Raw genomic sequence first — 15,346 nt, forward strand, 5'->3', positions numbered from 1 at the left:
GATGCTGCTGACGGTTTGGACCTACGAGGGACCGCCCCATATGGGCGCCATCCGCGTCGCCACCGCCATGGAGGGCGTCCACTGCGTTTTGCATGCGCCGACCGGTGATTCCTACGCCGACTTGCTGTTCACCATGATCGAGCGCGGGAGCAAGCGCCCGGCCGTGACCTACAGCAGTTTTCAGGCCCGCGACATGGGCGGCGATACCGCGACCTTGTTCAAGCAGACGGTGGCCGACGCCTACGATCGCTTTCAGCCCCAGGCCCTGCTGGTCGCGCCGACCTGCACCGGCGAGCTGATTCAGGACGACCCGGGCGGGCTGGCCCGCGCGGTGGGCGTGCCGGTGCCGGTCATTCCCTTGTCCTTGCCGTCTTATCAGCGCAAGGACAATTGGGGCGCCGCCGAAACCTTCTATGCCCTGGTGCGGGCCATGGCCGGCCCCACGGCGCCGCCGCCCGGCACCAAGCGGGTTCGCCCGGCGGGGCAGGCGCCGTCGTGTAATATCCTGGGCCCGATTTCCCTGGGCTTTCGCCATCGCGACGACGTGCTGGAAGTGCGCCGCTTGCTCGATGGTCTGGGCGTGCGGGTCAATGTGGTGGCGCCGCTGGGGGCCAGCCCGGCCGATCTGACCCGCCTTGGCGAGGCCGACTTCAACATCAGCCTCTATCCCGAGGTCGCCGACACGGCGGTGCGCTGGCTGGAGCGCACCTTTGGCCAGCCCACCGTGCGCACCGTGCCGATCGGCGTGGGCGCCACCCGCGACTTCGTGGCCGAGGTGGCCAAGGTCGCCGGGCTTGAGGATGTCCCGGCTCTTGATGAGCAGGCCTTGCGGCTGCCTTGGTACTCGCGCTCCGTGGACTCCACCTACCTCACGGGCAAGCGGGTCTTCTTGTTTGGTGATGCCACCCACGTGATGGCCTGCGCTCGCGTGGCCGCCGAGGAAATGGGCTTTGCCGTGGTCGGCCTTGGCACCTACTCGCGCGAGTATGGCCGTGAGGTCCGTGCCTGCGCCCAGAAGTACGGCCTCGAGGCCCTGATCACCGAGGATTACCTGGAGGTTGAGGCCCGCATCGCCGAACTGCGCCCCGACTTGGTGCTGGGCACCCAGATGGAACGCCACGTGGCCAAGCGCCTGGGCGTGCCCTGTGCCGTGATCAGCGCTCCGGTCCACGTTCAGGACTTCCCGGCCCGCACCGCCCCGCAGATGGGGATGGAGGGCGCTAACGTCTTGTTTGACACCTGGGTCCATCCCCTCATGATGGGCCTGGAGGAGCACTTGCTCCACATGTTCCAGGACGACTTTGAATTCCACGCCGACGCCTCGCCCTCGCACCTGGGGGGCGCGACGTCGCGCGTTGCTTCCGAGCCCGACGTCGGGGCTCCACCTGCCGCGCCGGCCGCCGCCGACGCTCCGGCCGAGCCCGGGGCGCCCGTGTGGGACCCGGATGCGGAAGCCGAGCTGAAGAAGATTCCCTTCTTCGTTCGGGGCAAAGCCCGTCGCAACACAGAGCGCTTCGCGGCCGACCGTGGCCTCGCGCGCATCACCGTCGAGACGCTGTATGATGCAAAAGCCCACTTCGGAAGCTGACGCCACGCCCCTTCGCGTGGTCATCGTCACCCTGGACGGCCACCTCGCGGGCGCCGTCCAACGCGCGCAACGCATGTTGCGCCAGGACGTGCCGGGTCTCACCTTGCGCATGCACGCGGCGGTGGAATGGGGCGAGGATCCCGAGGCGCTGGCCCGGGCCAAAGCCGACATCGCCCAGGCCGACATCATCCTGGCGACGATGTTGTTCCTGGAAGACCAGATCAAGGCCGTGCTGCCCGACCTCCAGGCCCGGCGCGACAAGTGCCATGCCTTGGTTGGTTGCCTCGCCGCCGGCGAGATCGTTAACCTGACCAAGCTTGGCAACTTTACCTTCGAGGGCTCGGACCGGGGCATTTTGTCCCTGCTTAAGCGCTTGAAGGGCGACAAGAACAAGGCGGAAAAGCCGACCGCCGGGGCCGGGGCCCAGCAGATGGCCATGTTGCGCCGTCTGCCGCGCATTTTGCGTCTGATTCCGGGCAAGGCCCAGGATCTGCGGGCGTACTTCCTGACCTTGCAATACTGGCTGGCCGGATCGGATGACAACCTCATCAATATGATCCGCTTCCTGGTTGATCGCTATGCCGCCGGCCCCCATGCCGCCTACCGGGGCAAGGTCAAGGCGCAGCCGCCGGTGGACTACCCGGACGTTGGCCTCTACCATCCGCGCCTGCCGGGCCGGGTGACCGATCGTCTGGACCGCCTGCCGCCCCTGGAAGCCCAGGACGCGGCCAAGGAAGTGCGCGGCGTGGTTGGCGTTCTCGTGATGCGCTCCTATGTGCTGGCCGGGAATACCGCCCATTACGATGCCGTGATCAAGGCCCTGGAATCGCGGGGCCTGCGGGTGATTCCCGCCTACTCGTCGGGTCTCGACAACCGCCCGGCGGTTGAAGAGTACTTCATGCGCAATGGTCGGGCGACCATTGACCTGATGGTGTCGCTCACCGGCTTCTCCCTGGTCGGCGGCCCGGCCTACAACGACGCCCGCTCGGCCGAAGAGATCCTGGCCCGGCTCGACGTTCCTTACATGACCACGCATGCCGTCGAATTCCAGACCCTGGCGCAATGGGAAGAATCGCCGCGTGGCCTGATGCCGGTGGAATCGACCATGATGGTGGCGATCCCCGAACTCGACGGCTGCATCAACCCCATGCTCTACGGCGGGCGCGCCGACGACGGCGAGGCCACCGAGGGGCCGGGCCGCGAGATGGTGGCCCATCCCGAGCGGGTCGAGACCCTGGCCGACCGCGTGGCCCGCATGGTCGCCCTGCGCCGCACGCCACCCGCCGAGCGCAAGGTGGCGATTGTCCTGTTCAACTTCCCGCCCAACGCCGGGGCGACCGGGACCGCCGCCTATCTCTCGGTGTACGCCTCGCTCTACAACACCTTGAAGGCCATGGCGCGGGCCGGCTATCAGGTCGAGGTGCCGGAAAGCGAGGACGCCCTGCGTCAGCGCATTTTGGGCGGTAACGCGGCCCAGTTCGGCGCGCCGGCCAATGTCCATACCCGCATCCGCAGCGACGACCATGTGCGGCGTGAACGGCATCTGAACGACATTGAGGCGCAGTGGGGCCCAGCGCCCGGCCGCGACCTGACCGACGGCGCCAGCTTGTTTGTGCTGGGCGTGGAGCTGGGCAACGTCTTCATCGGCATCCAGCCGACCTTCGGCTACGAAGGCGATCCCATGCGCTTGCTGTTCGAGAAGGGCTTTTCGCCGACCCACGCCTTCTCGGCCTTCTACCGCTACCTGCGCGACGACTACGCCGCCCACGCCGTGGTTCACTTCGGCATGCACGGTGCCTTGGAGTTCATGCCGGGCAAGCAAAGCGGCCTGTCGGGCAAGTGCTGGCCCGAGCGCCTGATCGGCGATCTGCCCAACATCTACCTCTATGCCTCCAACAACCCGTCCGAGGGCTCGCTGGCCAAGCGGCGCTCGGCGGCGACCCTGGTCACCTACCTGACGCCCTCGGTCACCGAAGCCGGTTTGCACAAGGGCCTGCTGGAACTCAAGTCCTCGCTGGAACGCTACCGCGGCCTGCCGCCGGAAGCCGACGACGAGCGCGACCGCATGGTGGCCCTCATCCAGGCCCAGGCCGCCGAGGTCAATCTGGCCGATCCCGAGCCTTTGTGGGGCGACGACGCCCGCACGCGCATCGAGCGGCTGGTCGGTCAGGTGTTGGAGGTCGAGGAGACTCTCATTCCCCATGGCCTGCACGTCATCGGTGCCCCGCCTGGCCCCGCCGAGCGTCTCGACCTGTTGATGGCGGTGTGCGACGCCTCGCACGGCACCAAGCCGCCGCGCGCCGCCTTGGAGGCCCTCATCAATGGCCAGTCTCCGGCCAAGGCCCTGGCCGCCGGGGGCGTGGGCTCCGACGCCAAGCTGCGCGAGATCTTCGAAGATCTGGCGCGCATGAATGCCCTGCTGGCCGAGGATCACGAGCTGCCGGCGTTGCTGCGCGCTCTCGATGGCCGCTACATCCACCCGGCCCCGGGCGGCGACCTGCTGCGCACCCCGGCGGTGCTGCCGACCGGGCGCAACATGCACGGCTTCGACCCCTGGCGCCTGCCGTCGCGCTTTGCCGTGGAAGATGGCCGCCGGCTGGCCGCGATGATCCTGGCGCGCCACACCCAAGACGGCAACGCCTTGCCGGAATCGGTGGCCATGGTGCTGTGGGGTACCGACAACCTGAAAAACGAGGGCATTCCCATCGCCCAGGCCCTGGCCTTGATGGGGGCGCGGCCGCGTTTTGATGGCTACGGTCGGTTGTGTGGTGCCGAGCTGGTGCCGCTGGCCGAGTTGGGCCGCCCGCGCGTTGACGTGATCATGACCCTCTCGGGCATCTTCCGCGACCTTTTGCCGCTGCAAACCAAGCTGCTCGCCGAGGCGGCGCAGATGGCGGCCAAGGCCGAGGAGCCGGAGGACATGAACTATGTCCGCAAGCACGCCCTGGCCTACATGAAGACCCATGGCTGCGACCTGGAGACGGCGGCGCTGCGCGTCTTCTCCAACGCCGACGGCGCCTACGGCTCGAACGTCAACCAGCTCATCGACAGCGGGCGCTGGCAGGACGAAAGCGAGTTGGCCGAGGCCTTCACCAAGCGCAAGAGCTTTGCCTACGGCGTCAATGGCAAGCCGACCGCCCAGGCCGACCTGTTCAACTCCATGCTGGCCGACGTCAGCCTCGCCTACCAGAACCTGGAATCGATGGAACTGGGCGTGACCACCATCGACCACTACTTCGATACCCTGGGCGGCATCAGCAAGGCGGTTGGCCGGGCCAAGGGCGGCGAGCAGGTGCCCGTGTACATTGGCGACCAGACCAAGGGCGACGGCAAGGTTCGCACGCTGGCCGAACAGGTGGCTCTGGAGACCCGCACTCGGGTCTTGAATCCGAAATGGTACGAGGGCATGCTCGCCCACGGATACGAGGGGGTGCGGCAGATCGAGGCCCACGTGACGAACACCATGGGGTGGTCGGCAACGACCGGACAGGTGGCGCCGTGGGTATATCAGCAGTTGACGCAGACCTTCCTCCTTGATGAAGAGATGCGCAAGCGTCTTGCCGCCCTCAACCCCACGGCCTCGGCCCGGGTCGCGAACCGCCTTCTGGAGGCTCACGAGCGGAAGTACTGGGAACCTGACGAAGCCACGCTGGAAGCCTTGCGGCGCGCCGGCGAGGAACTGGAGGACAACCTGGAAAACGTTTCGGAAGGAGTGGCGGCATGAACAGGGGCCGCGTGAGCGGGGGAACGGGCAGGGCAAGACCCCGGTGGGAGTCATGAGCGTGCTTGAGTCCTTTGAGTCCCCGCCCGATGGCGAGGGCAGCGTGCAGGTCCAGATGGATCCGGCGCTTTCGATCGGGTCCGCCAAGGTCTTTGCCGTGTATGGCAAGGGCGGCATCGGCAAGAGCACCACGTCGTCCAACCTGGCGGTGGCCTTCTCCAAGCTGGGCAAGCGGGTCATTCAGATCGGCTGTGATCCCAAGCACGACTCCACCTTCACCTTGACCAAGTGCTTGATCCCCACGGTGATCGATGCCTTGGAAACGGTGAATTATCACACGGAAGAGTTGCGGCCCGAAGACTTCGTGTTCGAGGGCTACAACGGGGTGCTCTGTGTCGAGGCCGGCGGTCCCCCCGCCGGCACCGGCTGTGGTGGCTATGTGGTCGGCCAGACCGTCAAGCTGCTGAAGGAACATCATCTGCTCGACGACACCGACGTCGTGGTCTTCGACGTGCTGGGCGACGTGGTGTGCGGGGGCTTTGCCACCCCCTTGCACCACGCCGAACGCGCGCTGGTGGTCGCGGCGAACGACTTCGATTCCATCTTCGCCATGAACCGCATTATCGCGGCCATCCGGGCGAAGTCGAAGAACTACGAGGTGCGCCTCGGCGGCGTGATCTGCAACCGCTCCGACCAGACCGACCAGATCGACAAGTTCAATGATGCCTCGGGGATGCGCACCCTGGGACGGATCCCCGCGCTCGACGTCATCCGGCGCAGCCGTCTCAAGAAAGCCACCCTGTTCGAGCTGGAACCCACCCCGGAAGTGGAAGCGGTGCAGCGGGAATACCTGCGCATCGCCCAGGCGCTCTGGGATGGGGTGGAGCCGCTGGATGCCCACGCGCTGAAGGACAGGGATATCTTTGATCTTCTGGGGTACGACTGATGCCCACCGGTTCCTATGATGCCCGTCGCGGGCAGATCCAAACCTACTTTGACCGCACGGCGGCTGAGGCGTGGAAGCGCCTCACCTCCGATGCGCCGTTGGGCCGCGTGCGCGCGACCGTGCGGGCCGGGCGCGAGGAAATGCGCGCGGCCTTGCTGTCGTGGCTGCCCGCCGACCTGACCGGCAAACGCCTGCTCGATGCCGGATGCGGCACGGGCATGTTGGCCATTGAAGCCGCCAAACGTGGCGCTCATGTGGTGGCGATCGACGTGGCCGCCACCTTGATCGAGGACGCCCGCGCCCGCACGGCCGACTTCGCCGGGCCCGGCACCCTCGACTTTCGGGTGGGCGACATGTTCGACCCCACCTTGGGGCGCTTCGATCACGTCGTGGCCATGGATTCCCTGATCCACTACGAAATGGCCGACACGGTGAAGGTACTCTCGGCCCTGGCGGCGCGCACCGATGGCTCGATCGTCTTCACCTTCGCGCCGCGCACCCCGCTCCTGGCGGTGATGCACGCCGTGGGGCAGTTTTTCCCGCGCGGGGACCGCTCGCCGGCCATCGTGCCCTTGGCCGAACCCGCCTTCCGCGCCGCCCTGGCCGCCGAGCCGGGTCTGGCGGGCTGGAAAACCGGGCGCACCCAGCGCGTTGCCCGGGGCTTTTATATTTCCCAGGGCCTGGAGGTTTGTCCGGGATGAGCCGCCAGCGCCAACTTGCCGAACTGTGGTTGACCCGGGCGCGCGAGTTGGCGCGCTCGGTGGACGTGGAGGCCGTGCGCCAGCGTTTGGAGCAGACGCTGGACGAACGCCACCGCGAGACCCTGGCCGACCTGGGCCGCAAGGGCGACGCCACCGTGCGCCGCTTGGCCTCCCAGGCCGATGCGTTTGCCAAAAAGCTGCAAAGTGGCCAGTCGGCCGCGGCTGACGAGACCCCGGGCAAAGAGGCGGGGTCTTCCTTGCCGTTGGGCGGGGCTAGCTCGGTGGGGGAGGTCGCCAAGGTTCTGGGCGATCGCCTCAACGGCACCTTGACCCGCTGGGCCGACAAGGCCAACGACGTGGCTGCCATCGTGCAAGGCCCGGCAGCCCATGGCGGCGATATTTCCGATCCCCTGGTGGATGGGGTGCGCAAGGCCGGCACCAGCGTGGCCCAGCAGTGGCAAACCCTGGCGCCGAAGTACCTGCCCTTTGCCGACGCTGCGAGCGACGATCTCCCGCTTAATCGCTTGCTGCGACTGTCACTGTTTCAGATTTCCGTGGGCATGGCCATGGTGCTGCTGACCGGCACGCTCAACCGCGTGATGGTCGTGGAAATGGGCATGCCGACGTGGCTGGTGGCGGCGATGGTGTCGTTGCCGGTGTTGTTTGCGCCGTTTCGCGTGTTGATCGGCTTCAAGTCCGATACCTACCGCTCCTTCCTGGGATGGCGGCGAGTCCCGTTCATCTGGATGGGGTCGTTGGCCCAGTTTGGCGGCTTTGCCCTGATGCCGTTCGCGCTGTTTTTGATGTCGGGTGATGGCCGCGTCGTCGGGTCGGAGTTCGCCGGCTATCTGGGGGCGGCCCTGGCCTTCTTGCTGGTTGGCATTGGCCTGCACACCACCCAGACGGCGGGTCTGGCCCTGGCCACCGATCTCGCGCCCGAGTCGTCGCGCCCCCGTGTGGTGGCATTGCTGTATGTCATGCTGCTGGTCGGCATGATCGGCAGCTCGCTCCTTTTTGGCGTTCTTCTGGATGACTTTACTCAGATAAAGTTGATTCAGGTGGTGCAAGGCGCGGCGCTGGCCACCATGTTCTTGAACGTCATCGCCCTGTGGAAGCAGGAAGTGCGGGATACCGCCCGTACCGATCCCCGGGTCGCGCAGCCCACCTTCCGCGAAACCTGGGACGCTTTTTACGAAAAAGGGCAGCCCTTGCGTCTTTTGATCGCGGTGGGGCTGGGCACGATGGCCTTTTCCATGCAAGATGTGTTGCTGGAACCCTACGGCGGGCAGATCTTGCATTTGTCGGTGAGTTCCACGACCGTGTTGACCGCTTTGTTGGCGCTTGGGACCTTGGCTGGGTTCGGGCTCGCCAGTAAGGTGTTGGATCAGGGGCTGGAAGCCTGCCGGCTCTCGACCGTGGGGGTCGTGGTGGGCGTGGCGGCTTTCGTCCTTGTGTTGTTTGCCTCTCCCTTGTCTTCGCCTTGGGTGTTCCGGGTGGGGACTGTTTTAATCGGGCTGGGGGGAGGCTTGTTCGCGGTGGGCATGCTCACTGCGGCGATGGCGCTGGCCGACGACGGCGATGCCGGCCTGGCCCTGGGGGCCTGGGGCGCGGTGCAGGCGACGGCGGTTGGCGTTGGAACGCTCCTGGGCGGTGGGATCCGTGATCTCGTTTCCGCCCTGGCCGGGATCGGGACGCTTGGCCCGAACCCGGGAGCGTCGTATGCTGGGTACGGAGTCGTGTACGTACTGGAAGTGTTGTTGCTGTTAGCCACGTTGGCCGTGCTCTTCCCCTTGGCCCGTGACGGGCTCGGTGGGCGGAAGCGGTCGAGGGACCGTTTCGGGCTGACCGGATTTCCGGGTTAGGCTCAGACATCAGGAGGCCATGCTATGTATGTTGGGGAACTCGTTGGCAACTTCGACGTTGCCACCTTGGTTACCGCCATTTTCTTTGTGTCGTTTTTCCTCGGGCTGATCGTCTACCTGCGTATGGAAGACCGTCGTGAGGGCTACCCCCTGGAAGACGATCTGTCGGGCAAGCTGGAGGCCATGGGCCCCCACGCCATGAGCCCGCCGAAGACCTTCCACCTGCTGCACGGTGGCGCCAATTCCGTTCCGAACGATGCGCGTGACACCCGCGTGATCAAGGCCAAGCCGACCGCTCGTTGGGCGGGCTCGCCGCTGGAGCCGACCGGCGATCCGATGGTTGACGCCGTGGGTCCCGCCGCGTTCGCCGAGCGGGCCGCTACCCCCGACCTGACCTTGGAGGGTAACCTCCGCATCGTCCCCCTGGCCAAGAACAGCGATTTCTGGCTGTCCTCGTGCGATCCCGATCCGCGCGGCATGCAGGTTATTGCCGCCGATGACGTGGTCGTGGGCTCGGTCGCCGACGTCTGGGTTGATAAGTCCGAGTGCTTGGTGCGCTACTACGAAGTCGCCCTGACCAGCGGCAAGCGGGTCCTGGTGCCCTTCACCCGCGGTCAGATCGTGGCCTCGACCCGCACCATCTATGTGGCGGCGGCGGATAGCGCTCACTTCACCTCGGCGCCGACCATTGCCAAGTCCGACCAGATCACCCTGCGGGAAGAAGACCGCGTGATGGGCTACTTTGCCGGCGGTCTGATGTACACCAAGAAGGCTTGGTAATGGGGGAATACGACTCCGAACCCGTGCTTGGCCTGCCCGAGGCCCTGCCAGAGGGGGAAACCATCCTTTGGCAGGGGGCGCCAGACTGGAAAAGTCTGGCGCAGCGGGCTTTGCATGTCCGTTTGGTGGCCTTGTACTTTGTCGGGCTCTTTGCCTGGGACGTGGCGCGGCCGGTGAACGATGGCGTTCCTTTCGCGGAGGCCTTTGTCTCGGCCCTGTCCCTGCTGATCCCGGCGGTCGTGGTTCTGGGACTCATCGCCCTCTACGCCTGGGTCCTGGCCCGCTCCACCGTTTACACCCTCACCAACCGGCGCATCGCTTTACGCTTCGGCGTGGCCCTGCCGCGCACCATGAACTTGCCTTTTGCGGTGATCCAGTCGGCCTCTCTCAAGGTTTATGCCAACGGAACCGGGGACATCCCCGTGGTTCTGACCGAGAAGGTGCGGTTGGCGTTCTTGCATTTGTGGCCGCATGTCCGCCCGTGGCGGGTGAAGCGCTCCGAGCCGATGCTGCGCTGTATTCCCGACGCCGAGCGCGTGGCCGGCCTGCTGGCCGATGCCTTGCGCCAAACGTCCAGCGAGACGAATTCGGCGGGCTGATCGAGCCCCCATCGAGGATCGAGGGGTCTGGGGAGGCAAGCCTCCCCAGCCTTTTTTTAAGCCCCAGCCCCTTCATTCTTTCTGGCTCGGCTCGCTGCCACTTGGGGGTGGTCCGAAACGCCACGATGCTCTAGGATCCCGGCTCACCGCGATGCCGCAGCAATACGGGAGAGAGCAGCGCCATGGGCGATCCTTTCGAAGACAAGCCGGTTCCGCGCTGGACCCTGATCACCGCCGGCGTTGTGATTGCCATCACCATCACCGTTGCGGCAACGGCGCGCTACGGCGGCTACGATCCGGGCGCGGAACGGCGTTCTCCGGTGGTGGCGTCGGAGGATGTGGCGCTTGTGGTGCAGCCGGACGGATCGATCTCCGTGCTCAAGGGGAGCAGGCCCGGACCCATTTCCTTGGTGCCCCCTGACCAGAGCGGCTTTCTGCGCGGGATTTTGACCAGCCTGGAGCGGGAGCGCCGGCGGCGTGACTTGCCGCTGGGGGCCCCCTATCGGCTGGTACGCCATGAAAACGGCCGCCTCGCCCTGACCGATCCTGGGACCGGCATGGACATTGATGTGGGCTCGTTCGGCCCCACCAGTACCGGGGTTGTCAATGGGTTGTTTGAGGCGGCGAAAGCCCACGATTAGGCCCCGGTCCTCGCTCCGTCCGCCAGATCCCGGGGGATTTGGGGGGGTGTTCCCTTTTTTTGGKTGCGCAGCCGTCCATGTCCTTCAGCGATTTCGCCACTCCCATCGCCTATGTGTTGTTTGTTTGGTGGTTTAGCACCGGGGCGATTTTGTACCTCGACGGCTTGCCGCGTCGCACATACCCCCTGACCTTTGGAATCACCACGGTGGTGTTGATCGTGGCGTTGACCGGCATTTCCCACACGGCGGCGGTGACGTCGGTTGGGGCGGCCTATAGCTCGTTCACCTGCGGCCTGCTGGCGTGGGGATGGAACGAGATGATGTTTTTGTTTGGCTACATCACCGGTCCCCGGCGCACAGCCTGTCCCGAGGGATGTGGGGGATGGCGGCGGTTTCGGCTGGCGACCCTGACCATTCTCTATCATGAATTGGCCATTCTCGGCACGGCCGTTGCTTTGACAGCCCTGAGTTGGGACAAGCCGAACAAGGTGGGGCTGTGGACCTTTGTGATCTTGTGGGCCATGCGGTTGTCGGCCAAGTTTAATGTCTTTTTGGGGGCGCGCAACCTCAGCGAGGATTTTCTTCCCGAACACCTGGAATACCTTAAAACCTACTTCCGCAAGCGCCCGATTAATCTGCTGTTTCCAATTTCCGTGACCGCCTCCACCATGGTATTCACCGTGATGACGCTAAAAATTGTGGACCCGGCCCTCAGTCGGCCCGAGGCGATCGAGGTCACGTTTTTGGCGACCCTCACCGCGCTGGCGGTGCTGGAGCACTGGTTCCTGGTTCTGCCCATGCCGGCGGAGATCTTATGGAAATGGGGCCTCAGTTCCCGTACTAGCGACGAGGACGGGGGATATATCGAAATCTGGCCCCCGCACGACGGGGGAGCTTTAGAAACCCGACGAGGACAAATGCCCATGGAGTCAACCGCGGTTTCCCCGTCTTCTTCGACTGTTGCCGCCCTGGGGGCGCGTATTGGGCCCAATGCGGTCATCCAGGTGGTGCGGGCCTTGCGCGAGCTGGGCGGGCCGGGAGATCTGGAGCGTGTTTTTGCCGCCGCGGATCTGGGGCGCTACCTCCAGAGTCTGCCCGACCACATGATCCCCGAGCAGGAAGTGACAGGCCTGCACCACGCCTTGCGCGAAGTTTTGGACCCTCAGCTTTGCGAGCGTATTTCGCGCCGCGCCGGGCAAACCACGGCCGAGTATCTGCTGGCCAACCGCATTCCCAAGCCCATTGCCTTTGTGCTCAAGCGCCTGCCGCCCGCCTTGGCGGCGCGAACCTTGTTGGGGGCCATTGGCCGGCACGCCTGGACCTTTGCCGGCAGCGGGCATTTCTCCTTCGAGGCCGGGACCCCGGTTCGGATTCGCATCCAGGGCTCGCCGCTGTGCCGCTCCATTCGGGCCGACGCGCCGGCCTGCGCCTACTACACGGCGACCTTCGAGGGACTGTTCCGGGCTTTGGTCAGCCCCACCAGCACGGTGGTGGAAACGGCGTGCGGGGCCATGGGGGCCCAGGCCTGCGTGTTTGAAATCACGTGGTGAGGCAGCTCGGGGACGGGGAAGAGCTCCGGTGATCTTTCCCGACCCCTTGGTGCCGGGCCGCTTGGTTCGACGCTATAAGCGTTTTTTGGCCGATGTGGTGCTCGACGACGGCCAAAGCGTGATCGCGCATGTGGCCAATTCGGGATCCATGCGCACGGTGTGCGAGGAAGGGGCGCGGGTCTGGCTGTCGCCGGCCCGCACGCCCGGCCGAGCCTTGGCGTGGACCTGGGAAATCATTGAACTGGGACAAGCGCGCGTGGGAGTGAATACGGCCACCCCCAATCGGGTGGTGGCCGAGGCCCTTGCGGCCGGGCAGATCCCGGCGTTGGCTGGCTATAGCCGCGTGCGCCGCGAGGTTCCCTATGCCGGACGCTCGCGTATTGATCTTTTGCTGGAAGACGACCACCGCCCTGCGTGCTACGTTGAGATCAAGAACGTGACCATGAAGGCCGGGGATGCTCCCGAGGGGGTCGTGGCCTTTCCTGATGCGGTGACCGCACGCGGTGCCAAGCACGTGGCCGACCTCGCGACCATGGTGCGCGAAGGGGCCCGGGCCGTGTTGGTGTATGTGGTGCAACGGACCGATGGTGATCGGGTGCGCGTTGCCGACGAAATTGATCCGGCGTATGGCCGAGCTTTCGATCAAGCCCGGGCTGCGGGCGTCGAGGTGGTGTGTCTTGGGTGCGACGTGGATTCCCAGCAAGGAATCCGTGTAAACCGGACACTCTCCCTTGTCCGGCCTTCCTTGTCGTCTTAACCTCTGGGAAGGGTCCGTTTCATGAGTTCAAGGAGCGAGGTTCTTTCCGTATGACCAGTGCGGCACATCGAGCCCAGGGAATTATCCTTCATGGGCCGGAGGCTTTCGAGGGCATGCGCCGGGCCGGACGTCTGGCCGCCGAAACCCTGGATTTTATCACTCCATACATTCAGCCTGGGGTCTCGACCGACGCCCTGGATCGGCTGTGCGCGACCTATATTGCCGATCGGGGCGGGGTGTGTGCGCCGCTGGGGTATCGAGGCTATCCTCGACATATTTGCACGTCGGTCAATCATGTCGTGTGTCACGGCATTCCGGCCCCGGACAAGGTGTTGCAAGACGGCGACATCTTGAATATCGACGTCACGCCGATCGTGGACGGGTGGTACGGGGACTCCAGCCGCATGTATCACGTGGGCGAACCCCGCGTGAAGGCCAAGCGCTTGGTGGAGGCGACCTACGAGTGCCTGATGCGCGGCATCAAGGCGGCCAAGCCCGGCGCCACCTTGGGCGACATCGGCCACGTGATCCAGACCTATGCCGAGTCGCTGCGCTATTCGGTGGTGCGGGATTTCTGTGGCCACGGTGTGGGGCGGGAGTTTCATCAGCCGCCCAATGTCATGCATTTTGGGCGGCCCGGCCAGGGCACGGTGCTGCGTCCGGGCATGATCTTCACCATTGAGCCGATGATCAACGCAGGCCGCCACGAAACCAAGATTCTGGCGGATGGCTGGACCGCTGTGACGCGCGACAAGTCCTTGTCGGCGCAGTTTGAACATTCCATTGGCATTACCGAGGATGGGTGCGAGATTTTCACCCTGTCGCCGCGCGGCTGGCATTGCCCGCCCTATGATGGGGCGGGCACCGCCACGCCATGACCGCCGGCGAGGATACCCTCCGTCCCCTGGCGCCGCCGGGGGCGGACGCGGCGGGGCGGGGGAGCTTCCCGCGGGGGAGCCGGCGACCGCATCGGGGGTGGCCGAGGCCGGGCAGGGCGGCGTAGAGAAGCCGCTGTATGTGGGCCATCGAGGCCGATTGCGCGAGCGTTTTTTAGCGGCCCCCGAGAGTCTTCCTGATTACGAGTTGCTCGAACTCCTGCTGTTTCTGGCCCATTCCCGCACCGACGTGAAGCCGCTGGCCAAGAAGCTGTTGGCGCGCTTTGGCACGTTTGCCGAGGTGATCAATGCCACACCGGAGGATCTGCGCCGGACTGACGGCGTGGGCGACGCGGCGGTGGCGGCGCTCAAGACGGTGCAGGTGGCGGCGGTGCGTCTGCTGCAAGGGCAGGTGATGAACCAACCGGTGCTGGGGTCCTGGGATCGTGTTTTGGAATACTGCCACGCTCGACTGGATGGGCAACGCACCGAGCAGGTCCGGTTGCTTTTTCTCGATTCCCGCAATCGGCTGATTGCCGACGAGATGCAGCAGCAAGGGACCATCAATCACGCGCCGATCTACCCGCGCGAGGTGGTGCGCCGGGCCTTGGAACTGCACGCGGCGGCGGTGATCTTGGTGCACAACCATCCCTCCGGCGACCCGACGCCCTCGGCGGCCGACCAGGACATGACCTTGCAGGTGCGCGACGGCCTGCGCGCGGTGGGGATTGCTTTGCATGACCATCTTGTGATCGCGCGCGGAGGGCATGTTTCCTTCCGGGCCCAGGGGTTGTTTTAGGGGGAAAAGAGGCGGTTGGGGAAGCGGGCCTCCCTCTTGGCCTCTCCTCTCCTGGTGAGTGGTCAGCGCGCCCCGAGGCTGGCATAGTGCGGCCTCGGGACGGGCACAGGGCTCGTCCTTTGGCTGGAGGGGAAACACCTTTCATGGATGTCGAGACATCGTCCGCCGCGCCGGCGCCGCAGAGCAATCCCGAGGGGGATCGCAAGCTGGTGCAGATCGTTTACGGGCTTATGCTGCCGGTTTTCATGGTGGTGCCCCCCATCATCGGGRCGATTATCGCGCATATCATGGTGCGCGATACCCAGGGCATGGCCCGTTCCCACTTCATCTACCAGATCCGCACCTTTTGGTTGGGTCTGGCCATCGTTGTGGTCGGCTTTGCCACTCAGTTCCTGATGATTGGGGAACTGATCATGTTGTTGGCGATTCCTTGGGTGATCGTGCGCTGCGTGCGCGGCTTTGGGCTGGCCAACGAGCGCAAAGCGCACCCCAACCCACACACCTATTTGTGGTAAGTGAGGGAGGGG

13 protein-coding genes are annotated in these 15,346 nt (G+C 65.4%); all 13 read left to right on the plus strand.

The window, feature by feature from the left end:
* The first annotated feature begins 1 nt into the window (after position 1).
* The 13 genes from bchB to RSPPHO_RS00365 all read left to right on the plus strand — a co-directional run bounded on the left by bchB (position 2) and on the right by RSPPHO_RS00365 (position 15,334).
* Entirely contained in the window at positions 2-1,588 is a 1,587-nt protein-coding gene (gene bchB / locus RSPPHO_RS00305; protein WP_014413290.1) for a ferredoxin:protochlorophyllide reductase (ATP-dependent) subunit B, read from the plus strand.
* Positions 1,563-5,312 (plus strand): magnesium chelatase subunit H, encoded by a 3,750-nt coding sequence (locus tag RSPPHO_RS18530; protein WP_041793601.1) that lies wholly within the window; start codon positions 1,563-1,565, stop codon positions 5,310-5,312. The genes bchB and RSPPHO_RS18530 overlap by 26 nt, the downstream gene beginning before the upstream one ends.
* Positions 5,313-5,364: 52 nt before the next feature.
* Positions 5,365-6,255 (plus strand): ferredoxin:protochlorophyllide reductase (ATP-dependent) iron-sulfur ATP-binding protein, encoded by an 891-nt coding sequence (gene bchL, locus RSPPHO_RS00315; RefSeq protein WP_041793602.1) that lies wholly within the window; start codon positions 5,365-5,367, stop codon positions 6,253-6,255.
* Positions 6,255-6,956 (plus strand): magnesium protoporphyrin IX methyltransferase, encoded by a 702-nt coding sequence (gene bchM / locus RSPPHO_RS00320; RefSeq protein WP_014413293.1) that lies wholly within the window; start codon positions 6,255-6,257, stop codon positions 6,954-6,956. Before bchL ends, bchM begins: the two co-directional genes overlap by 1 nt.
* Complete coding sequence (locus RSPPHO_RS00325) at positions 6,953-8,818, plus strand: BCD family MFS transporter (protein WP_157879027.1); 1,866 nt, start codon at positions 6,953-6,955, stop codon at positions 8,816-8,818. The genes bchM and RSPPHO_RS00325 overlap by 4 nt, the downstream gene beginning before the upstream one ends.
* A 24-nt stretch (positions 8,819-8,842) precedes the next feature.
* On the plus strand, positions 8,843-9,598 hold the full coding sequence (puhA, locus tag RSPPHO_RS00330) for a photosynthetic reaction center subunit H (RefSeq protein ID WP_014413295.1): 756 nt from the start codon (positions 8,843-8,845) through the stop codon (positions 9,596-9,598).
* A complete protein-coding gene (puhB, locus tag RSPPHO_RS00335; RefSeq protein WP_041793603.1) occupies positions 9,598-10,197 on the plus strand; it encodes a photosynthetic complex putative assembly protein PuhB in 600 nt (199 codons plus the stop codon). The genes puhA and puhB overlap by 1 nt, the downstream gene beginning before the upstream one ends.
* Positions 10,198-10,379: 182 nt before the next feature.
* The gene (gene puhC / locus RSPPHO_RS17320; protein WP_014413297.1) at positions 10,380-10,838 is read left to right on the plus strand and encodes a photosynthetic complex assembly protein PuhC; all 459 of its coding nucleotides are present in this window, start codon (positions 10,380-10,382) and stop codon (positions 10,836-10,838) included.
* A gap of 77 nt (positions 10,839-10,915) precedes the next feature.
* Positions 10,916-12,388 (plus strand): putative photosynthetic complex assembly protein PuhE, encoded by a 1,473-nt coding sequence (puhE, locus tag RSPPHO_RS17325; RefSeq protein WP_051013526.1) that lies wholly within the window; start codon positions 10,916-10,918, stop codon positions 12,386-12,388.
* 28 nt (positions 12,389-12,416) lie between these two features.
* Positions 12,417-13,145, plus strand: coding sequence for a DNA/RNA nuclease SfsA (gene sfsA, locus RSPPHO_RS00350; RefSeq protein WP_041793604.1), 729 nt, complete (start codon positions 12,417-12,419; stop codon positions 13,143-13,145).
* Positions 13,146-13,195: 50 nt separating this feature from the next.
* On the plus strand, positions 13,196-14,023 hold the full coding sequence (map, locus tag RSPPHO_RS00355) for a type I methionyl aminopeptidase (RefSeq protein WP_041793605.1): 828 nt from the start codon (positions 13,196-13,198) through the stop codon (positions 14,021-14,023).
* Between the two features lie 97 nt (positions 14,024-14,120).
* Positions 14,121-14,819 (plus strand): RadC family protein, encoded by a 699-nt coding sequence (radC, locus tag RSPPHO_RS00360; protein WP_041793606.1) that lies wholly within the window; start codon positions 14,121-14,123, stop codon positions 14,817-14,819.
* 143 nt (positions 14,820-14,962) lie between these two features.
* Entirely contained in the window at positions 14,963-15,334 is a 372-nt protein-coding gene (locus RSPPHO_RS00365; RefSeq protein WP_041793607.1) for a DUF4870 family protein, read from the plus strand.
* Positions 15,335-15,346: the final 12 nt, after the last annotated feature.

Origin of the sequence: Pararhodospirillum photometricum DSM 122 (assembly GCF_000284415.1) — a bacterium.
In the GTDB taxonomy this organism is placed as follows: domain Bacteria; phylum Pseudomonadota; class Alphaproteobacteria; order Rhodospirillales; family Rhodospirillaceae; genus Pararhodospirillum; species Pararhodospirillum photometricum.